The 19,530-nt window shown below is 31.5% G+C and carries 23 protein-coding genes; 5 read left to right on the top strand and 18 right to left on the bottom strand.

Features of this window, described 5'->3' with window-relative positions; genetic code table 11:
• Positions 1 to 119: 119 nt before the first annotated feature.
• On the top strand, positions 120 to 518 hold the full coding sequence (locus tag IR010_RS05025) for a hypothetical protein (protein WP_194602098.1): 399 nt from the start codon (positions 120 to 122) through the stop codon (positions 516 to 518).
• Between the two features lie 176 nt (positions 519 to 694).
• Here IR010_RS05025 and IR010_RS05020 read toward each other — a convergent pair whose 3' ends face one another.
• The 4 genes from IR010_RS05020 to IR010_RS05005 all read right to left on the bottom strand — a co-directional run bounded on the left by IR010_RS05020 (position 695) and on the right by IR010_RS05005 (position 3,517).
• Positions 695 to 1,447 (bottom strand): hypothetical protein, encoded by a 753-nt coding sequence (locus IR010_RS05020; RefSeq protein WP_194602095.1) that lies wholly within the window; start codon positions 1,445 to 1,447, stop codon positions 695 to 697.
• Between the two features lie 80 nt (positions 1,448 to 1,527).
• Positions 1,528 to 2,535 (bottom strand): DUF4407 domain-containing protein, encoded by a 1,008-nt coding sequence (locus tag IR010_RS05015; protein WP_194602092.1) that lies wholly within the window; start codon positions 2,533 to 2,535, stop codon positions 1,528 to 1,530.
• A 2-nt stretch (positions 2,536 to 2,537) separates the two neighbouring features.
• Positions 2,538 to 3,116, bottom strand: coding sequence for a hypothetical protein (locus IR010_RS05010; protein WP_194602089.1), 579 nt, complete (start codon positions 3,114 to 3,116; stop codon positions 2,538 to 2,540).
• 11 nt (positions 3,117 to 3,127) lie between these two features.
• On the bottom strand, positions 3,128 to 3,517 hold the full coding sequence (locus tag IR010_RS05005; RefSeq protein ID WP_194602086.1) for an HNH endonuclease: 390 nt from the start codon (positions 3,515 to 3,517) through the stop codon (positions 3,128 to 3,130).
• A 521-nt stretch (positions 3,518 to 4,038) separates the two neighbouring features.
• On the opposite strand from IR010_RS05005, the gene prfA reads away from it, so the two are divergent.
• Together prfA and IR010_RS04995 are read left to right on the top strand one after the other, a co-directional pair.
• The gene (prfA, locus tag IR010_RS05000) at positions 4,039 to 5,115 is read left to right on the top strand and encodes a peptide chain release factor 1 (protein ID WP_026981929.1); all 1,077 of its coding nucleotides are present in this window, start codon (positions 4,039 to 4,041) and stop codon (positions 5,113 to 5,115) included.
• Positions 5,116 to 5,407: 292 nt separating this feature from the next.
• Entirely contained in the window at positions 5,408 to 6,739 is a 1,332-nt protein-coding gene (locus tag IR010_RS04995) for a DUF5723 family protein (RefSeq protein WP_194602083.1), read from the top strand.
• A gap of 373 nt (positions 6,740 to 7,112) precedes the next feature.
• On the opposite strand, the gene IR010_RS04990 is transcribed toward IR010_RS04995, so the two are convergent.
• The 11 genes from IR010_RS04990 to IR010_RS04940 all read right to left on the bottom strand — a co-directional run bounded on the left by IR010_RS04990 (position 7,113) and on the right by IR010_RS04940 (position 13,640).
• Positions 7,113 to 7,484: a hypothetical protein gene (locus tag IR010_RS04990; RefSeq protein WP_029268863.1), complete on the bottom strand. Its 372-nt coding sequence runs from the start codon at positions 7,482 to 7,484 to the stop codon at positions 7,113 to 7,115.
• Positions 7,485 to 7,511: 27 nt separating this feature from the next.
• Entirely contained in the window at positions 7,512 to 7,871 is a 360-nt protein-coding gene (locus IR010_RS04985) for a hypothetical protein (protein WP_029268865.1), read from the bottom strand.
• 35 nt (positions 7,872 to 7,906) lie between these two features.
• Positions 7,907 to 8,191 (bottom strand): YtxH domain-containing protein, encoded by a 285-nt coding sequence (locus tag IR010_RS04980; protein ID WP_029268868.1) that lies wholly within the window; start codon positions 8,189 to 8,191, stop codon positions 7,907 to 7,909.
• A gap of 47 nt (positions 8,192 to 8,238) precedes the next feature.
• Positions 8,239 to 8,391 carry a lmo0937 family membrane protein gene (locus tag IR010_RS04975; RefSeq protein ID WP_157494936.1) on the bottom strand — a complete coding sequence of 51 codons (153 nt, stop codon included), beginning with the start codon at positions 8,389 to 8,391 and terminating at the stop codon, positions 8,239 to 8,241.
• A gap of 34 nt (positions 8,392 to 8,425) precedes the next feature.
• Positions 8,426 to 9,031 carry a porin family protein gene (locus IR010_RS04970; RefSeq protein WP_228515091.1) on the bottom strand — a complete coding sequence of 202 codons (606 nt, stop codon included), beginning with the start codon at positions 9,029 to 9,031 and terminating at the stop codon, positions 8,426 to 8,428.
• A gap of 86 nt (positions 9,032 to 9,117) precedes the next feature.
• On the bottom strand, positions 9,118 to 9,684 hold the full coding sequence (locus tag IR010_RS04965) for a DUF4142 domain-containing protein (protein WP_029268872.1): 567 nt from the start codon (positions 9,682 to 9,684) through the stop codon (positions 9,118 to 9,120).
• A gap of 211 nt (positions 9,685 to 9,895) precedes the next feature.
• Positions 9,896 to 11,680, bottom strand: a complete 1,785-nt coding sequence (locus IR010_RS04960) for a CHASE3 domain-containing protein (protein ID WP_194602077.1) — start codon at positions 11,678 to 11,680, stop codon at positions 9,896 to 9,898.
• 14 nt (positions 11,681 to 11,694) lie between these two features.
• Entirely contained in the window at positions 11,695 to 12,144 is a 450-nt protein-coding gene (locus IR010_RS04955) for a response regulator (RefSeq protein WP_029268876.1), read from the bottom strand.
• A 21-nt stretch (positions 12,145 to 12,165) separates the two neighbouring features.
• Positions 12,166 to 12,717, bottom strand: a complete 552-nt coding sequence (locus IR010_RS04950; protein WP_029268878.1) for a helix-turn-helix domain-containing protein — start codon at positions 12,715 to 12,717, stop codon at positions 12,166 to 12,168.
• A 157-nt stretch (positions 12,718 to 12,874) separates the two neighbouring features.
• Positions 12,875 to 13,060 carry a CsbD family protein gene (locus IR010_RS04945; RefSeq protein ID WP_029268880.1) on the bottom strand — a complete coding sequence of 62 codons (186 nt, stop codon included), beginning with the start codon at positions 13,058 to 13,060 and terminating at the stop codon, positions 12,875 to 12,877.
• 106 nt (positions 13,061 to 13,166) lie between these two features.
• Entirely contained in the window at positions 13,167 to 13,640 is a 474-nt protein-coding gene (locus IR010_RS04940; RefSeq protein WP_029268882.1) for a Dps family protein, read from the bottom strand.
• A 410-nt stretch (positions 13,641 to 14,050) separates the two neighbouring features.
• Between IR010_RS04940 and pyrF the strand changes: the two genes are divergently transcribed.
• The gene (gene pyrF, locus IR010_RS04935) at positions 14,051 to 14,878 is read left to right on the top strand and encodes an orotidine-5'-phosphate decarboxylase (RefSeq protein ID WP_194602074.1); all 828 of its coding nucleotides are present in this window, start codon (positions 14,051 to 14,053) and stop codon (positions 14,876 to 14,878) included.
• Positions 14,879 to 15,012: 134 nt separating this feature from the next.
• The gene (locus IR010_RS04930) at positions 15,013 to 15,813 is read left to right on the top strand and encodes an ABC transporter substrate-binding protein (protein ID WP_194602071.1); all 801 of its coding nucleotides are present in this window, start codon (positions 15,013 to 15,015) and stop codon (positions 15,811 to 15,813) included.
• 72 nt (positions 15,814 to 15,885) lie between these two features.
• Here the strand turns inward: IR010_RS04930 and IR010_RS04925 are convergent, their stop codons facing one another.
• The 3 genes from IR010_RS04925 to purU all read right to left on the bottom strand — a co-directional run bounded on the left by IR010_RS04925 (position 15,886) and on the right by purU (position 19,459).
• A complete protein-coding gene (locus IR010_RS04925; RefSeq protein WP_194602068.1) occupies positions 15,886 to 16,806 on the bottom strand; it encodes a helix-turn-helix domain-containing protein in 921 nt (306 codons plus the stop codon).
• 66 nt (positions 16,807 to 16,872) lie between these two features.
• Positions 16,873 to 17,883 (bottom strand): aldo/keto reductase, encoded by a 1,011-nt coding sequence (locus IR010_RS04920; RefSeq protein ID WP_194602065.1) that lies wholly within the window; start codon positions 17,881 to 17,883, stop codon positions 16,873 to 16,875.
• A gap of 721 nt (positions 17,884 to 18,604) precedes the next feature.
• Positions 18,605 to 19,459, bottom strand: a complete 855-nt coding sequence (gene purU, locus IR010_RS04915) for a formyltetrahydrofolate deformylase (RefSeq protein WP_194567068.1) — start codon at positions 19,457 to 19,459, stop codon at positions 18,605 to 18,607.
• Positions 19,460 to 19,530 lie beyond the last annotated feature (71 nt).

The following is a 19,530-nucleotide window of genomic DNA, read 5'->3' as shown; positions in this document are numbered from 1 at the left end:
ATAAAAAAGCTACATGATCTTTGTAGCTTTTTTACTTTAAATATTTATATTGTATCTCATTGTAGGCACGGATTGCAATCCGCGCGATCTGGTTAATTACTAAAACAGTTTCAACATATATGAAAACAGCCATTATTATTTTACTATCTCTATTTTCAACCTTTATTAAGGCGCAAGAAAAACCAAAAGACACACTATTTTTCACTTACGATGATAAGTATATTAAAACCTATGTTGAGATTCCAAATCATTTTTATATAAAAGATGGCGGCGGTTCTAATAATGGTAATTTTTATTTTACTGAAATAAAAACTTTGGAAAATCCAAGTGTAAAATCAAAGGAAATCTGTCTTAAAAAATTTATACGCTCTTCTAAGTTTTATAATAAAAACAAAAACCCAAAATTAAATGATTATACCCTTTGGAAATACCTTACGGATTTTACCATAGTTTTAGTTAAAGATGTGAATGGTAAAAAGAGATACGTTCAGGTCGAATCAAGTTATATAATAGAATAACATAAAAGAGAAAAGATACGAATTCGGCTTTTTTACTTAGAATATTATATTGTATCTCATTGTTGTAGGCACGGATTGCAAATCCGCGCTGTCGAATGTGAAAAGATATCCGCAATCTGGTTGTAAATCCAAGTTATGGAACTTAAAAATTATCCATGCGATCTGGTTAGTGTATTTTAAAAGTTTATAAACTTTTTAAAAGTTATTGCATCGATTTCATAATATTTATTTTCATCGTCTTTTTCTAAATTTGTTTTTTCGTTCATTTCTTCCAGAAAATATCGGAATGCATCATAAAAATAAAATTGTACAATATTTTTGGTTTTAAAATAATATATATTAACTCCCAATTGTTGAGTCAACAATTCTGTATAGTCAAAATTTGTTTTATCCTTTACTTGTTTTAAAATATCTTTTGCAATGACAAGATCGTTAAATGTATTTGGATTTGTAAATAACAAATCACCTTGATAAATTATTTTGAAGTATATTCTATTTAAAGTATCATTTTTTATGCTCTTAATTTTTTGTAGCTCGCTTTTTGAAAATACAAAATACTTACAACTGATACGATTATTCCAACCTTTTTGTATTGATGAATAAGTATAAAATCCATCTTTGTATTTTTTTATTAAAATAGCATACGTACTGTCAGAAATAGTAATATCTTTAATTTCAAGTGATGTAAAATTGTCACTACCAAGGCCGTAACTTTCGTAATTACCAAGTAGTTTCTGATTTTCACCTAAATCTTGCGGGATTTTATTTTTACCACTAATCCATTGCCCGGATTGATTTTTTAACCAACCATTAGCATTTATTAATGCATTATTCTTTTTTGAAATGATGGGCAATTTATCATTTATCCTATTTTGTCCATTAACTGAAAAAAATATAGACAGAAAAGCTATAAATAAAATTTTTTGCATTGTATTTTTTTATATTTTGATATACTGGATAAGATAATGGGGATATACAATGCATAGCACTGTTTTTATTTTAATACGCGCTATCGTGTATAATTTTTAGCCATTTGTTCAAATAAATCAAGTTTTTTCATTTGTAGTACCATATGATGCTTAACAATTCGATCATAATCATTTTCATCCTCGAAACGTTTGCTTACTAAAACTAGCATTTCAATTCCAAAAAGAAGTACAAACCAAATTAACCATATTGCTAATGCAACACCAGATTTCGAAATTAAACTCCACATTACTTCTAATTCATCTAAAAAACCTATTTTACTAGAAATATCTTTTTCTAATTGAGGACGAATATTTAGAAGAGCAGACTCTTTCTTTGATTTTTGAATATTTAATTCATTAATAGATTTTTCTAATGGAACAATCATAGAAATTTTTGGATTGGGCATATTTGAACTATTAATAACTTTAACAGGGACTGATTTTTCAGTTGTGACATTATTTCCAGTTATTGGATCAAATGTGACATTTTTTTCAGTTCGATTACTGGAGGTGGTGGAATATATTATTGATGTAGGATTTCTTGCAATTTCAGTAATATAATTTTTTCTTTCAGTTTCTTTTTTTATAATTGCTTTTTGTAAATCATCAATTTGAGTTCTCAGTTCTCGAGTTTTAGAATCCAAGACTTTGTTAACTCTCGCTTCAATAAAGGTGATTTTTTCAAGTTCAATATCTTGTTGAAAAATAATTTGGTCAAGAATAACTGATCCAATAATTGCCATGGTTACTGCAATTATCCCTCTAGTTAAATAAAGCCATTTATTTGGATTAATTGCTAATATTATTTGTCTTTCAATTTGTATAATAACTATTATAAAAATTATTGATCCAGAAAGTGATGCAGCCAGACTTCCCGTAAGATATCTACTTGTAAAAGAAAATCCAATAAATGCCCAAAGAAGGCAAACTATTAATAATGCAGAAGTATATCTTTTTACAGCCTTAACTGAAATTTCACTGCAATTCTGCACAATTGCATAGTTATATCCTGTAAGGAAACAACCAAATCTTACCCATATGTTTTTCATAATTAAAAGCTCTTTTTCATTATAGAATGATGAGAAATTGCTGCTAAGCCATTATGAAATCCTCTTTTATAACTTAAGATAATTCCATAGCCAATACCTTTATTTTCTTTTGCATCTTTTTCAATTACCAATATTTGATTTATGTGTTCTTCCGCTGTATCTTTTTTTACAGTTAATTCTTCAACAGTATCTACCATTCCACTTCGGCTTCTGGTTTCAATATGAAAATTTATTTCACGGATAAAATCTTCATAAAATGTTTTTATTTTTCTGATTGTTCTTTCTAAATCATTTTTTAATGCCTCAATGTTTTGTTCTAAATGTATATTATCAGGATTGATTAAGGCATCGTCATAACCTTTTCCTTCATAGTTCTTTTCGATAAAAGTAAATAATAGAGATATTCCATTTTCATAATTTGATACTGTACGATCAGTTTGAGTTGAGTCTGTTGTCAGTTTTTCTTTTTCAAGAAAGACTTTTTCCGGAATTTCTACAAGTGAATTCGAGTTATCTTGTTTATAATTCATTGAGTTACCACTTGAATTTTGTTTACTATTGAAAAGATTAAATAGACCCATATTTTTGAAATTTAAATGTTTATTGTTGGTACCTTATATTTTGAGTGACCACGTCTATGGCATGATTCACATAGCGTTATCAGTAAATATTCGTCGTATTCCCAAGGAAGTTTAAATTTATTTTCTCGAACTATAAAGTGATATTGTCTATGATGTACTTGAAGATTTTCAATCGAAAAACAAATTAGACATTTTTGATCACGATCAAGAATTTGAATTCTTTTATTTTTCCATTCAGTAGTAAATAATAAAGAACCATAGCTACCATGTGATGGTATTTCTATTGTAATTGGTTCTAATATATTTAAGTTAATGCTTTTATCTTCTTGTTTATATCGTCGGTAAATTTTCTTGCTTTTCATTTCATTAAAGCGATAACGACTATTTGTAGGATCAAACATAATCTGTTAATTATTATTTAGGATTAATAGAAACTTTGACACATCTATTCGAGATCATTTGTTTTATAATTGTCAAAGATTACTCTTTAATTATCAATTATTTTACGGAAATCCATAATACGTAAAAAATGCCTACAACAAGTGTAGATAATAATTAAAAAAAAATAGCGAGTATTTATACGGTATTTGTATAAAATAGAATTAAAACTAAGTCTGATTTTAAAACTAAGAACTTTTAAAATTTTCAAAATGCAATAAATAATTTTATATATTTTCTTTCAAAACGATTTCCCTAGCCCTGATAGAAGTGAAAATCCTTTTGTGCCGGGGTTCGGCATAAAAGATTACTTCGTCAGTTCGCTATCGCTCGTGTTTAACGGATCCCGAAGTCTCGGGAGAATTCAGCCTGCTAAAACCAACAAAATCCCGACAAATTATCATAATCGTAATCTGATTACTTGAAACTGTGAACTGATTACTTTTTTTTTGTAATTTTGCACTCCAATAAAAGGAATTATAAAATGTTAGATAGACTTCAAATAGTAAAACAACGTTTTGACGAGATTTCAGATTTGATTATCCAGCCGGATGTTATTTCTGATCAGAAACGTTATGTGCAATTGAATCAAGAGTACAAAAATTTAAAAGCATTGGCTGAAAAGCGTGATGAATATGTGCTTTTGATGGCTAATATAGATGAGGCAAACGAAATTATTGCGGATGGAAGTGATGCAGATATGACCGAAATGGCCAAAATGCAATTAGACGAAGCAAAAGAAAGATTGCCGGAACTTGAGGAAGAAATTAAATTTATGTTGATTCCTAAAGATCCTGAAGATGCTAAAAATGTTATGGTTGAGATTCGCGCCGGAACGGGTGGGGACGAGGCTAGTATTTTTGCTGGTGATTTATTCAGAATGTATACTAAATATTGCGAGAATCAAGGTTGGAGAACCTCGGTTGTCGATATGAACGAAGGAACTTCTGGAGGTTTCAAAGAGGTTATTTTTGAAGTTTCTGGAGAAGATGTTTACGGAACTTTAAAGTTTGAAGCTGGTGTGCACCGTGTACAGCGTGTTCCTCAGACAGAAACGCAAGGCCGTGTGCATACATCTGCAGCAACGGTTATGGTTTTACCAGAAGCAGAAGAGTTTGATGTTCAAATCGATATGAATGATGTTCGTGTAGATTTCTTCTGTTCATCAGGACCTGGAGGACAATCGGTTAACACAACGAAATCTGCAGTACGTTTAACGCACATTCCGACAGGATTGGTCGCGCAATGTCAGGATCAGAAATCACAGCATAAAAATAAAGATAAAGCGTTGAACGTTTTGCGTTCTCGTTTGTACGAACAAGAATTGGCAAAGAAAGAAGCGGAAGATGCTACAAAACGTACCTCTCAGGTAAGTTCTGGTGACCGTTCGGCTAAAATTCGTACATACAACTACGCTCAAGGTCGTGTAACAGATCACAGAGTTGGTTTGACTTTATACGATTTAGGAAATATCATGAATGGCGACATTCAGAAAATTGTTGCCGAATTACAATTGGTAAACAACATGGAGAAATTGAAAGAGGCGTCTGAAGTTTTCTAATTTTTTTTAGACTTCTTAGAGTTATAGATATCAGACTTCTTAGACTTTAGATACTATTAAGCCGAACTTTTGTTCGGCTTTTTTATTTTTTTATTTTTGCAAACTTAATACCTCAGTATCTCAATACCTTCCAATTTGCAAGAACCTTCTTAAAAATTTTAAGAAAATCAGCGTTTTAACATTAAATCCTAATAAATCTCTAGGAAGTTGTATTTTTTTTGCTTTTTTTGTTGTTAAGTTCTTTTCTATTATTAGTAACAGAATTTATCAACCAACCAACCAATTAAAATTTATGAAGAGAACTTTATTATTATGTTGCTTCTTTGGAAGCTTTTTTTATGCGCGCGGGCAATCGTATTTTGGGTTTAGAGATGATAATTACGCTGGAATTCAGGCTGTATTATTTAACCCGTCTGCGATCGTAGATTCTAAATACAAAGCCGATGTAACTGTAGCTTCAGCAAGCGCGACGGTACAAAATGATTTGTACGGTCTTAATTTTCCAGAACTTTTAGACGGCAGTTATGATTTGCAGACGGATGCAAACAAACACATTAAATCGAATAATAGAGGAAATTTTAATGCCGATATTTTAGGGCCTTCTTTTATGCTGAATCTGGCACCGACTCATGCTATTGCACTCTTTTCGAGAGTTCGCAGCGTAACCAATGTATTGGATGTAAACGGAGAACTTGTTAATCAGGTAAATCAGGATATCGACGGATCTAAGAGTTTTTTATTTACAGGTGGAAGTCCGAATGCAGTCAGTAATTCTTGGGCTGAAATTGGCGCCAGCTATGCGACCGTCTTATTAGATCGCGAAGATCATTTTATAAAAGCCGGTATTACTTTAAAATATTTAATGGCAGGAACCAATGGATACATCAACGGAAACGATTTGAGTATTGCTTTTAATAAAAATGATGCTAATCCAGCTTTGAGCCAATATTACTCAACAGGAACGCTTAGAACGTCTGCAAGTTATGATTATGAAAACGGAAAAAATCCTGAGTTTGACGCGACTTCTGCAGGAGTAGGCGTTGATTTGGGTTTTACGTATGAATACCGCACAAACTGCCACACGTGTATTGGAAACCGATATAAATTGAAAGCAGCGGTTTCTATAACAGATATCGGAAAATTGAATTATAAAAATGCAATAGAAAACACCTATAACCTAACCGGAAGCGTAACGCAGGATGATATCGACAGTTCTGATGATATTTTCGAATTTTTTAATACGCATTATACCAAAACTTCATCAAGAAAAGGAGTTCAAGCGAATTTGCCAACAGCCCTGCACACTAATTTTGACTGGAATATTGATAATAGATTTTATTTGAATTTAAGTACAGATATCGGATTGGTCGATGCGAAAAAAATAAATGCAACCGCTATTGCCAATTCGGTTTCGTTTACGCCAAGATATGAAACAAGACAGTTTAGTTTTTATCTTCCGGTAACCTGGATGGAATACAGCGGTACTCAAGTAGGAACCGGTTTTAGAGCGGGTCCGATATTTATTGGTTCTGGCTCACTGATTTCTAATTTATTTTCAAATGATGCGAAAGCCTGTAATTTGTATGTTGGATTAAAACTTCCGATTTATCAAAATTACAATTAGAAATACTAAGTTTCTATCCTGAAGCTTAGTGACTGGGTTAGTAAGATTATTTAAATGAAAAGAGACTGTTTCACTAATGTGAGACAGTCTCTTTTGTGGTTCAGACTAAGGTAAATCTTTAAGCTTTTTAAACTTAGCAACTTAGTGTCTTAGTATCTTAGAACCTTTTTTGTGATAAAATATAGTGAAGGATATTAACTGTTTAACCGTTGTTTAAATTTAAAATTTTCAAAACGTATAAAGCAAGTTAGATACCTAGAAATACTCGTGTAAATTCAAAACATTTATATAGATTCGAGTAAACGTATACACCATTTTTCAATACTATTTCGCTAAACTTTTCCATAATACATAATAAATTAAAGTTATACAATTACTCTTCTGATGATTCGTGTTGTGATGATTCTTGGTTAGGAGATTGATGATGCGGTTTTGATACCAAATTGGTAACAACTAATTGTAAAAGAGAACCAAAAACGCCTTTAAGCATTGAATCACTTTTTCCTACTACTAGTTTTTTTGCCAGAAACCCTAATCCAATACTTATTGCAGTTTGGGCTACATGACTTTTAAAACCTACCGTCTCATTAATTTCTTCAACCGTATTTCTGATAAGATTAAGAGGTTTTAAATTCTCTTTAATGCCATCAATTTCATCCTTTATAGCGCACCATTCGGCATCTTGCCTAGTTTCTAACAGTGCTATTTGCTGATTTAATGTTTCAATTGTGTAAACAGTTTCCATTACAGTCTTTTTTTATCAATTATTAAATCAGTCTTTTGTTTCTTTTAATATGCTGGAAATAATCATATTTCCAAGAGGTGTTTTTATTAGCTTATGCTGTGTTTTAAGCAATACAATTGCCACAACTAAGTAAAAAAGCGCCATGATAAAAAAACCGTAATAATACTCTCCAAGTTCTTTTCCAATCCACAGACTAAGTCCGATGTTAAGGAATAAGGTGAAAAATGCAACAACAGCTCCAACTGCTATCTTTGAAGTTAGTGATGAAACAACATCAGCTACAGAAGAGACTGTTTTAAGTTTAAGTAATTCTAAACTCGTTTTAGTATAATTCTCTGCTTTTTCATAAAGATTTAAATTGTCGTTTGTTGTTGCATTTGTTTCCATAATAGAGGGTATTTATGATTTAAAAATTTCACTTTTTAATAGTTCGATTTTACAGTTTTTGCTTCATCTTTAATAGTGTTGAAGTCTTCTTTTGCTTGATTGAATTTTGCTTTTCCTTCTTCGATAATATCTTTTCCGCTAGAAGTAATTGTGCTTACAACTCCATCAAATTTTGATTTTAAATTATCTCCGTAATCTTTAGATTTATCTGAGATTTTTTTTCTTGTGTTTGACCCTTTGTCTGGTGCGAATAATACACCTAAAAATGCTCCTGCAGCTGCAGCTCCTAAAATTCCTAAAATTGTGTTACTAGTTTTCATAATATTTGATTTAGTGATTAATATAAATTATTTAATAATATTTGTTTTTAAATGTCTCGACCTTTGATAAGTCTGAATAGTACTGCGATAATAGCAATTACTAATAATATGTGAATGATACTTCCGAAGCTGTACACGAAGAACCCAAGGGCCCAAAGTATAACCAAAATCACTGCGATTGTATATAATAAATTTGACATGGTATTTATATTTTAAGGGGTTAATTAATTATTCTTAATTCAATTTATACGATAAGTATAATGATAAGTTGCTGTTTTTAGCATCTGGAAAAGTATAAGTTTGTCCTAGAACAGTTCTTTCTTTACCAATAGTTGTTAATCCGTAGTTGTAACGTAAACCAATACTAACTGGACTAAAATCTACTCCAACACCTGCTACAATACCTGCATCAAATTTGTTTAAGTCATCTGTATCGATATCCTCATCAAAATTAGCTGATCCGTCTCCGGTTAATTTAGAACTTACAAGGTAAGATGCATATCCACCAGCCTGAAGATTAAAGTTTTTAGTAATATTTACTCTTACTAATAATGGAACTTCGATATAGTTTAATTTGAATTTTGCGTTTCCACTAGCTGCATCATTGTTATATTCTAATTTTGAACCTCTTGTGGTAAACAAAATTTCTGGCTGAATAGCGACAAAATCTGATACTGGCAATGTGGCATAAACACCGGCATTAAAACCATATAAAATATTTTCGTCAGTTGCTTCATCATCGTCTGATAAAAAATTAGACATATTAAAACCTCCTTTTATACCAAACTCGGTATTTACATTATTGTCCTGAGCGTGAAGCATTCCAAATGAAGCTGTCATAAAAAGGGTTAAGGCGCATAAAAAATTTGATTGCAATTTCATAGTTAAAAAATTTAGTTAATAATAATTTGTATAAAGGCTTTTAATTAAACTCTGTTTTTAATTGTTTCAATTTCGCGTATCAATTCGTACTGTTGAGGCAAATATTGAAGCACTAATTTTAAAATGGTTTCATCATTAGTTTCAGTTGAAATTTTTTCGAACACTTTAATCTGTTCTGATAAATCTTCTGAAATCAAATTAAGAAACGTGGTATTAAAATTTGAATCATTAGTATCAATCAATTTGTATAAATCTCTTTTATGAGCTGCATTTATATCTGTAATTATAATGAGCCTTTTATTAGCCATTTCATTTACTGTCTGCAGCAATTGATTCTGTTGATTTTCAATTTTTTTGCTTAATTCCTGTATCGAATTTTCTGAACGTTTTTGTTGTGCAATTTTACTTTTTGAAATAATTGAATTACTTACATTTGCGACTGTTATAAAAAAATAAGTTTCAGCTTGCTCTGTATCATTCTTATTAAAAGTTTCCGATTTTAAAGGGTTTATCTTTTGATGTTCTTTCCTTTTACATGAAAAAGAAAATACGAAAATCAATAAGAAAAGGACTTTAAAAATAGTTGCTCTTAACAGGCGCATTGCTTTCATTATTACTTCATAAAGTATTACATTACAAAGATGCTAACGAATACCTTCTTTTGCTTTACAGCATAAAAAAGAAACGTTATATAATTCCCATAATGGATTTATATAACGCTTTTTACGCTTTTTTTCAGGTAGGTTTTAATACATAAAAAAAGCGTTTACTTTAAAAGATAACTCCTTTAACAGTAAACGCTTGTCTTACAAATTCTATGTTTTATTCGGGAAGAAAAACGGTAAATATTGACCCTTTTCCGATAGTGCTGTCTGCCAAAATATATCCTTTATGATTCTCGACAATTTTTTTACAGATCGCTAAACCAATTCCGGTTCCTGGGTAATCTGTTTTTGAATGCAGCCGCTGAAACAAAACAAAAATGGTTTCTTTAAATTGAGGATCAAAACCCATTCCGTTATCTGTAAAAATAATTTTATGAAATTTTTTCACAGACTGATCTAATAAATCAGGGTAATCTGCAGAAAGTACTTTTTCACTTTCAATCGTAATTTCTGGTATAGTATTAGGCTGGCTGTATTTTAAAGAATTTCCAATCAGGTTGATGAAAAGTTGTTCAATTTGATACGGTATCACCGAAAGTTTTGGCAATTTTGAAACTTGAATAACCGCTTTTTTTTCTTGGATGATTTCTGTTAATTCAGATTCAGCATTTTCGAACAGTTCATTCAAATTCGATTTTATGAATTCTTTTTTCGTTGTATTCGTTCTCGAGAATAGTAATAAGTCATCAATTAAAACACGCATTCTCTTCGCCGATACTTCAATTTTAGAAATATAATCGCGCGCACTGTCAGACATAACTGCTTTGTCAGCTTCTGGAACTCTCGAAATAAAAGTCTGAATTTTTCTAAGCGGTTCCTGCAAATCATGACTTGCAACATGATTAAAAGATGCGAGTTCTTTATTGCTTTTTTCTAATTCTCTATTTCGTTCCTGAAGTTCAATATTTAAAAGATGCTCGTCTGTAATATCAAAATTAATTCCGAGTAAGATTTTGCTCCCCTGCTGATCTGTCAATAATTTTCCAGTCGATTTAAAATATCTGATTTCAAGATCAGGACGAGAAACTTTATAGTATATAAATGGCAATTGTTTTTTTTCTATAATGCCTGCCATCGACTTAGCAATAGCATCTTTGTCATCAGGATGTACAAAATCTAGAAAACTTTCTTTTTCTGGAACAAAAGAGCCAGGTTCAACTCCCAGTAAACGAAATTGATTGTCTGAGTAATCGATTTTATCAGAATCTAAATCCCACTGCCAAGTACTGAATTTACCTATAATTTCAGATTCGGCCATTAAGCCGCTCGAAATTAAAAGTTTTTTATTGTAGACTTTCAATCGTTCAATATCTCTGCTGATTTGTCTGTAAGCTAATAAAATAAAAAGAAGAGCTGTTAAAAATAAAGAAATAGAAAAGACCGGACTTAATGAGATCTCTTCATCATAAATTTTTAGTCTTTTGTCTAAATATTTCTTTTCGATATCATTCATTTTGTCTACCTGAAAGCGAATATTTTCCATTAGGATTCTTCCCCCAAACATATGATTGTCGAGTTTTCTTTTATCGTATGTTTTAGGATCGGCATATTTTAGGCAATTCTCAAAAGAAACGAATCGCTGAATAATCAATTTGAATAATCGTTCCAAGTTTTGCTGCTGTACAGGGTTGTCAGCAGTTAATTTTTTTAAGGTAATAAAAGAGGCGTTTACCTTGTCGCGCGAATAAAGATACGGACTTAAAAATCTGCCATTTCGGGTAATAATATACCCTCTCTGGCCCGTCTCGGCATCTTTAATCGCCGACATTAATTTTTCTAATTGAATGTTAATTTCATACGTATGCATTACCAACTTACTAGATTCATTTAAATCTTGATTGTGTTTGTAACCAATAGAGGAAAGAAATAACAGGATGAAAACTGCGATTACAAAAATAACTCTCAATGAGTTTGAAGAATTAAAATTTGGTATCCATTTCATGTGGTATGCTAATGTTATTTTAGTCGCAGCAAGAAATTATCACGATTTAACCCGGAGGTATGATAGTGCCAGTTTACGGTCACGACTTCATTTATTATTTTTTTAAGCGTATTAAAGTCGCTCGGCTTTTTGATGTAAATATTCGCGCCTTGGATAAAAGTGTCTTCAATATCTTCTTCAGAAGATGAAGTAGAGTAGATCGCAATAATAATGTCTTTTAATCGATCCGTTTTTTTGATTTCTATCAAACACTCTTTACCTGTTTTTTTCGGCATATTTAAATCCAGAAATAAGATATCAGGCAGTTTGTTGTCTGTGTTGTGTAGATGATCCATGAGCTGCATCCCATCGTGAACAAAATCTACTTTAGTCTGAATTTTTATTTCTTCAAAAGCGTCCTTAAAAAAAAGACGATCATCTTCATCATCATCAGCCAATAAAATGTATAATGCGTTTTTTTGCATTTTAATATGGTATTTGGGTTTTTATTTTAAATTTTCTCTTCGTTTCTTTATTATTCTTTGGAAGGCCGATGGCGTAATTCCGGTTGTATTTTTAAACTGAGTACTCAAATGCGCAACACTGGAGTAATTTAGTAAAAAAGCAATTTCTGTCAAACTCATTTCATTAATAATAATTAATTGTTTGGCTCTTTCAATTTTCTGTAAAATGATAAAATTTTCAATAGAAGAATAAGTTACTTCTGAAAATACGTTCGATAAGTAACCATAACTGTGATTTAATTTTTCAGCCAAAAATACAGAACTTTTATAATTATTGCTGTCTTCCATAAAAACAAGCTCGATTATTGCGTCTTTAATTTTTTGAACTAAAACACTTTTTTGATTCTCAACGATCTCAAAACCACAAGGACTCAATTTATTTTTTAAAGCTTCGATCGCATCAGCATCAAGATTATCATTAATCTCGATCTCGCCAAACCCTAGACTTGTAAAATTTATATTATTTTGATCCAGGTTATGTTTTAAAAAAAGCGAGCAAATGGTATTGATGTCAAACTTTATAAATAGTTTCATTTTGTAGAAAATTTTGTTAAAGATAATTAATTTATTTTTGGTTCAAGCCTTTAATGCTTGTTATAGATTTAGAAACATTAAAAAAGTAAATAAATTTTTCAAAAAAATACCGCCTAATATTTTTACTAGACGGTATTTGTGTTTGATTTAGAGAGTTTTACAAATCTGCAATGATTTTTCTAACTTCATCTTTTGTCTTACCTAATTTTTGTTGGATTTTTCCGTACATTTCGTCATCCTTTCCTTCTTCATACAGTAAATCATCATCTGTCAGGTCAGCATATTTTTGTTTAAGTTTCCCTTTTAACTCGTTCCAATTTCCTTTTATCTCTGTAGTATTCATGATCGTAAATTTTATGTATTAATAGTATCGTAAAATTGCAAATTCTCAATTGCTAAAGTGTTACATCAATTTAGCCGAGCGCTGCATAATTCACATTCGAATTTTTTTAAACTTGATAACGACGTAAAATCCAAGCCATTTTTTCGTGTTCCTGCAATAATCCCGTTACAAAATCAGCTGAACCAAAATCATTATTATCTTCTTCAAAAACAGGGATATAATCTCTGAATTCTGTAACCATTTGTTCGTGATTATCTAAAAGTTCTTCCAGCATATGTTTTTGTGATGCATATTCTTTTGGAGATTCTTTTAAAGTCGAATTTTCAATAAACTCTTTCATCGTACCAATAGTTTTTTCTCCCAATTGGCTAATGCGTTCTGCAACCTCATCAATATTAGCTTCTAAAACTCGGTATTGATCTTCAAATAATTTATGAAGCTCCATAAAACTGTTTCCAGAAATATTCCAGTGAAATTTTCTTGTCTTAACGTATAACGTCATTTCGTTAGATAAAATCGTGGCTAATATGTGTGTACTTTTCTTAAGGTTTTTCGGCGTTATTCCAATATTTGGGCTCATAATTGTCTGATTTAAGGTTCGGTAACAAAAATAGATTAGTCGGTCTCTTTTTTTCTTACATAATTTTGGCAAGATGTTATATGAATTCAATGTTGGGAAAGTGAGAAGTCAAAAGTCAAAAGTCAAAAGTCAAAAGTGAAAAGTCAAAAGTGAAAAGTCAAAAGTGAAAAGTCAAAAGTCAAAAGTCAAAAGTCAAAAGTCAAAAGTGAAAAGTGAAAAGTCACAATTAAAGTGAAAATGTGTGTGAACCTTAAACCTGAAACTTGAAACTTGAAACTTAAAACCTGAAACCTGAAACTTGAAACTTAAAACCTGAAACCTGAAACTTGAAACTTGAAACCTGAAACTTGAAAACTCCAACCTGCAACCTCAAAAATTATTTGTAATTTTGCCGCACTAGCAAATACAATATGACAACACAACAACTACACGAACAAATTCTTTTAAAAAAATCATTTTTATGCGTAGGATTGGATCCCGATTTGACGAAAATTCCACCTCATTTATTAGAAACTGACGATCCTATTTTCGAATTCAATAAAGCCATAATCGATGCAACACATGATTTGGCTGTCGGATACAAGCCAAACACAGCTTTCTTTGAAGCATACGGTTTAAAAGGTTGGATGTCACTTCAAAAAACAATCAATTACATTAACGAAAAATTTCCAGAAATTTTTACGATTGCTGATGCTAAACGTGGCGATATCGGAAACACGTCAAGTATGTATGCAAAAGCTTTTTTTGAAGATTTAAATTTTGATAGTGTAACAGTTGCCCCTTATATGGGCAAAGATTCTGTTGAGCCATTTTTGGCTTTTGAAAATAAACACACAATTATGCTGGCTTTAACGTCTAATGAAGGCGCTTTTGATTTTCAGACTTTAACCACAAACGGAACGGAATTATACAAACAAGTTTTGGAAACGTCTAAAACTTGGAAAAACAGCCAAAACTTAATGTACGTTGTGGGAGCTACAAAAGCCGAATATTTTGCCGATATCAGAAAAATTATTCCAGATAGTTTTTTATTAGTTCCCGGAATCGGTGCTCAAGGCGGAAGTCTTTCTGAAGTATGCAAATATGGGATGAACGATAAAGTTGGTTTATTGGTAAACTCTGCAAGAGCAATTATATACGCTTCTAAAGGAACTGATTTTGCAGAAAAGGCAAGAGAAGAAGCTTTGAAAGTACAGCAGGAAATGGAAGAAATTTTAGGTTTCAAGTTTAAAGTTTAAAGTTTCTGGTTTACTTTGAACTTAAAAATTTTACCGCAGAGTTCGCAAAGCAAAATCCAACTCAAAGCTTTGCGAACTTTGCGGTTAAAACCACACTCAGCAACCTGAAACCTGAAACCTGAAATAAACAAAACATGAAACAACTAAAAGACCAGCTTGGCACTTTGCATACATTTGAAACTGCTCCAAAACGAATTATTTCGCTGGTTCCTTCTCAAACCGAATTACTATATGATTTAGGTTTAGAAGATAAAATAATCGGAATCACAAAGTTTTGCGTGCATCCATATCATTTAAAATCTACCAAGAAAATTGTTGGAGGAACTAAGAAAATTCACTTCGAAAAAATAAAATTATTGCAGCCTGATATTATCATTTGCAATAAAGAAGAAAACACAGAAGAAATCGTAAAGCAATTAAAGGAAATCTGTCCGGTTTGGGTAACCAATATTGTTTCTGTGGAAGATAATTTTCAGATGATTTCAGATTTCGGACAATTGTTTAATTGCCGTACCGAATCTCAAAAATGGAATGACAAATTGATTTTCGGCTTGAGCGATTTCAAAAAATATGTTCAAGATATTCCCGTAAAAAAAGCAGCCTATTTTATTTGGAAAAATCCTTATATGGTTGCTGGAAATGATACCTATATTAATGAATTATTAAAGTTAAATCATTTTCAAAATATCTATTCAGAAAAAGGCCGTTATCCTGAAATTGAACTTAAAAAAATGCGTTTAGAAGGCGATCCAGATTTGGTTTTTCTCTCTTCAGAACCTTATCCTTTTAAGGAAGAAGACGCTTTCGAAATTGGCCGTTTTACACATCACGCCAAAACAATTTTCGTCGACGGCGAAATGTTTTCCTGGCATGGAAGCCGATTATTAAAGGCTTTTGCTTATTTTAAAATACTTCATGAAAGACTGAAAAATTAAATCTTTGTATATAAAACTTTGTGCATTTTGCGTAACTCTTTACTAATCTTTGCTGTTATTCAAGTTAAAAGGCTAATTAAATGAACTTCTAAATTCTAAAGGTGAAACATTGGTTTTATTTTTAAATAATTTATTAAAAGACTGCGGATACTCAAAACCCAATTGAAAAGCAGTTTCGCTGACACTTAATGAGGTGGTGGTAAGCAATTCTTTTGCTTTTTCTATAATTTTGTTGTGAATATGATGCTGTGTGCTTTGGCCTGTAAGTGACCGAAGCAGATCGCTTAAATAATTAGGCGAAACATTCAATTCATCTGAAATATAAGCCACAGTAGGCAAACCTAATTTTTGAACTTTATCGCCTTCAAAATAATCAGATAAGAGATTTTCTAGTTTAACCAAAAGTGTGTTATTAGCGCTTTTTCGGGTAATAAATTGACGGTTGTAAAAACGGTTGCAATAATTAAGAAGCAGCTCAATATGAGAAACCATTACATCCTGGCTAAAGGCGTCAATTGAAGAAGAATATTCTTGCTCTATATTTTTCATGATTCCGGTAATCATGGTTTGTTCTTTTTCAGAAAGATGCAAAGCCTCACTAACTGCATACGAGAAATAGCTATATTCTTTAATGTTTTTTGCTAAAGCATAATTCTGAATAAAGTCAGGATGAATTACAAGCATGGCGCCATAGACTGCACTATCGACACTTACTTCTGTTGAGATTACTTGGCCCGGCGACATAAAGGTCATAACGCCTTCATCAAAATCATAAAAATTCTGTCCGTATTTCATTTTTCCGGTAAACCCTTTTTTGATACAGACCGTGTAAAAAGAATAAACAACACTTTTAAGATTGTCGTCAAAATGACAGGTTATCTTGCTCAGATCTACAAAACTTACCAACGGATGTTCTGGTTTTGGAATTTTAAGCAGCGAATGTAATTCTGAAATAGATTGTATGTGATACGGAATATGAACTTCTTTTTTCATTTTAAGAATATTTAAAAAATATATAAAGAGGAAAAGCTACCGTAAAGATAACTTTTCCTTAGTATTTTATTGATCAATTCCGGCCATATTAGCTTCGTCATATCTGGCTCCGGTTTGAGTGCCAAGCGGAATGATTTTTTCCAGTCGATTCATTTCATCTGAAGTTAAAACCATTTGCGCTGCAGCAATGTTTTGTTCTACATATTTTACACGTTTCGTTCCCGGTATTGGCACAATTTTTTTTGAAACGATCCATGCTAATGCTAACTGCGAAGCAGTAATTTGTTTTTCATCTGCTAATTTTTTGATTTCGTTTACCAGTTCAATATTTTGTTGAAACTGTTCTCCCTGAAAACGCGGAATTGCTTTTCTAAAATCATTATCTGAAAAGTCATCTGGAGTTTGAATATCGCCAGAGATAAAGCCTCTGCCAAGTGGGGAGTAAGCGACAAAACCAATTCCTAGTTCATTTAATGTATTTAAAATACCTGATTGTTCAATAGTTCTTTCAAATAAAGAATATTCTGTTTGTACAGCAGTTAAAGGATGAATTTTATGTGCTCTCCTAATCGTTTCTGATGAAACTTCTGAAAGTCCAATATAACCCACTTTTCCTTCCTTGACTAAAGCAGCCATAGCTTGTACCGTTTCTTCAATTGGAGTATTTGGATCTAAGCGGTGTAAATAATACAAGTCTATATAATCTGTTCCTAAATTCTTAAGAGAACGTTCTACCGCTTTTTTTACATATTCTTTTTTGCCATTAAATTGCCATGTAAGCCGTTCGCTATCATCAATTTCGTAACCAAACTTTGTCGCTAATGTATAAGCGTTGCGATTGCTTTTTATAGCTTTGGCGATTAATCTTTCGTTGTGTAATGGACCGTATAAATCGGCTGTGTCCAGAAAATTTCCTCCTAATTCAAGTGAGCGATGTATAGTTGCAATTGCTTCTTTTTCATCGGCTTTGCCATAAATATCCATTCCGGCAATCTGAGTCATTCCCATACAGCCTAAACCAATATTTGGAACAATAAGTCCTTGGCTTCCTAATTTTATTTTTTTTAAACTATTCATAATGTCTTTTTTTAATTTTTTAGATAAAAATTGAGTAAGACAAAGATCTGCAAGTATTGCTCTTATAAAGTAGCTATATCTCTTGTAATTGTATCCAGAATGAGTTTTACGGTTTTTTGTTTCAGACTACAGGTTTTCTACCACAGAGATACTTAAGAAAATTAATAAAAACTTTGCGAAACTCTTTGAAAATCTTCGTGTAGCTTTATTGTAAAATATATGTATAAAGAAAAAAAACTGAAACCAAATTAGTACAAAAAAAGAATGCCGGCATCTCGAAGACGCCGGCATCATTTAACTAACCAAAACCAAAATAATAAATAACCAGTTTATTACAATACAAAGATCCAACATATATGAATGTTTCGCTGTTAAGGTTTTGTTATTAGTTTGTTGGACATAAGTTAAGATTTGAAAATTGTGCTTTCTGAGCTTTCTGCAGCGTTAAATAACTTTTTGTTATTAAAATATAAGAGCAATCAGTTTTACCTATTAATATAGTAAAGAATAGTTTTTATATTTAGTAATATGTTAAAAATCAATAAATTATACTTGAATAGAAATTAACAATTTCTATGAAAACTTTGTTTTTGCTTTAGCAAAGCTTCTCTATTTTTGCATGTTGATCTTTTGCTAATTGATAAAAATAAAGAAACCCGAAGGGCTTTTGAATACCTATCGGGTTTAAATTTTAACTTTTATGAATTTTGTCTTTCTTAGCCTAAGAAAATACAACTGTTTTATTGCTATAAACCATTGTTTTGCGTTCTGCATGCAATTTAATAGCACGAGCTAAAACAATTCGCTCCAAGTCGCGGCCTTTCATGATAAAATCGTCAACGGAATGTATGTGCGATACACGAGCAATATCCTGCTCAATGATCGGACCTTCATCTAATTCAGCGGTAACATAATGGCTTGTTGCACCAATAATTTTTACACCACGCTTAAAAGCAGAGTGGTAAGGTTTTGCACCCGGAAAAGCTGGCAAAAACGAATGATGAATATTAATAATTTTATTTTCGTAAAGCGAAATTAAATTTGGTGTAATAATCTGCATATAACGCGCTAAAACAATAAAATTGATTTGGTATCGCTTTAATAATTCAATTTGCTTGGCTTCGCCTTCTTCTTTATTATCTTTTGTAAAAGGAACACAGTGAAACGGAATATCAAAACGTTCTGCAATTGATCTTAAATCATTATGATTGCTTATGATAACCGGAATCTCCACATTCAATTCACCTGCGCTGTAACGCCCTAAAATGTCAAACAAACAATGATCATACTTAGAAACAAATAACGCCATTTTTGGTTTTTGTTCCTGATTGTACAAATCCCATGACATATTAAAATCGGCAGCAAGCGTTTTGTCGAATTCTTCTTTTAGGCTTTCAATTGTAATTTTCGGATTAGCAAATTCACATTCTAATCGCATAAAAAACACATTTTGCTCCACATCAACATGCTGATCAATATAAATAATATTTCCTTCTACTTTTGCTATAAATGTGGTCACTGCGGCAATAATTCCTTTTTGGTCTTTGCAGTGAATTAGAATGGTTATTTTTTGCATTTTGGTTATTTTGGTTAGTGACAGAGGTGCAAATGTGCACAGTTACAAAGTGGCCTTTGCTACTTTGAACC

It is taken from the genome of Flavobacterium sp. MR2016-29 (genome assembly GCF_015350695.1).
GTDB lineage: Bacteria > Bacteroidota > Bacteroidia > Flavobacteriales > Flavobacteriaceae > Flavobacterium.
The sequence above is the reverse complement of the archived record's forward strand: the minus strand, read 5'-3'. Positions and strand labels throughout refer to the sequence as shown.

Bases quoted from the DNA above. Each gene is read 5' to 3' on its own strand.
- IR010_RS05025 (WP_194602098.1), top strand. From the start codon at position 120: ATGAAAACAGCCATTATTATTTTACTATCTCTATTTTCAACCTTTATT.
- IR010_RS05020 (WP_194602095.1), bottom strand. From the start codon at position 1,447: ATGCAAAAAATTTTATTTATAGCTTTTCTGTCTATATTTTTTTCAGTT.
- IR010_RS05015 (WP_194602092.1), bottom strand. From the start codon at position 2,535: ATGAAAAACATATGGGTAAGATTTGGTTGTTTCCTTACAGGATATAAC.
- IR010_RS05010 (WP_194602089.1), bottom strand. From the start codon at position 3,116: ATGGGTCTATTTAATCTTTTCAATAGTAAACAAAATTCAAGTGGTAAC.
- IR010_RS05005 (WP_194602086.1), bottom strand. From the start codon at position 3,517: ATGTTTGATCCTACAAATAGTCGTTATCGCTTTAATGAAATGAAAAGC.
- prfA (WP_026981929.1), top strand. From the start codon at position 4,039: ATGTTAGATAGACTTCAAATAGTAAAACAACGTTTTGACGAGATTTCA.
- IR010_RS04995 (WP_194602083.1), top strand. From the start codon at position 5,408: ATGAAGAGAACTTTATTATTATGTTGCTTCTTTGGAAGCTTTTTTTAT.
- IR010_RS04990 (WP_029268863.1), bottom strand. From the start codon at position 7,484: ATGGAAACTGTTTACACAATTGAAACATTAAATCAGCAAATAGCACTG.
- IR010_RS04985 (WP_029268865.1), bottom strand. From the start codon at position 7,871: ATGGAAACAAATGCAACAACAAACGACAATTTAAATCTTTATGAAAAA.
- IR010_RS04980 (WP_029268868.1), bottom strand. From the start codon at position 8,191: ATGAAAACTAGTAACACAATTTTAGGAATTTTAGGAGCTGCAGCTGCA.
- IR010_RS04975 (WP_157494936.1), bottom strand. From the start codon at position 8,391: ATGTCAAATTTATTATATACAATCGCAGTGATTTTGGTTATACTTTGG.
- IR010_RS04970 (WP_228515091.1), bottom strand. From the start codon at position 9,031: ATGACAGCTTCATTTGGAATGCTTCACGCTCAGGACAATAATGTAAAT.
- IR010_RS04965 (WP_029268872.1), bottom strand. From the start codon at position 9,684: ATGAAAGCAATGCGCCTGTTAAGAGCAACTATTTTTAAAGTCCTTTTC.
- IR010_RS04960 (WP_194602077.1), bottom strand. From the start codon at position 11,680: ATGAAATGGATACCAAATTTTAATTCTTCAAACTCATTGAGAGTTATT.
- IR010_RS04955 (WP_029268876.1), bottom strand. From the start codon at position 12,144: ATGCAAAAAAACGCATTATACATTTTATTGGCTGATGATGATGAAGAT.
- IR010_RS04950 (WP_029268878.1), bottom strand. From the start codon at position 12,717: ATGAAACTATTTATAAAGTTTGACATCAATACCATTTGCTCGCTTTTT.
- IR010_RS04945 (WP_029268880.1), bottom strand. From the start codon at position 13,060: ATGAATACTACAGAGATAAAAGGAAATTGGAACGAGTTAAAAGGGAAA.
- IR010_RS04940 (WP_029268882.1), bottom strand. From the start codon at position 13,640: ATGAGCCCAAATATTGGAATAACGCCGAAAAACCTTAAGAAAAGTACA.
- pyrF (WP_194602074.1), top strand. From the start codon at position 14,051: ATGACAACACAACAACTACACGAACAAATTCTTTTAAAAAAATCATTT.
- IR010_RS04930 (WP_194602071.1), top strand. From the start codon at position 15,013: ATGAAACAACTAAAAGACCAGCTTGGCACTTTGCATACATTTGAAACT.
- IR010_RS04925 (WP_194602068.1), bottom strand. From the start codon at position 16,806: ATGAAAAAAGAAGTTCATATTCCGTATCACATACAATCTATTTCAGAA.
- IR010_RS04920 (WP_194602065.1), bottom strand. From the start codon at position 17,883: ATGAATAGTTTAAAAAAAATAAAATTAGGAAGCCAAGGACTTATTGTT.
- purU (WP_194567068.1), bottom strand. From the start codon at position 19,459: ATGCAAAAAATAACCATTCTAATTCACTGCAAAGACCAAAAAGGAATT.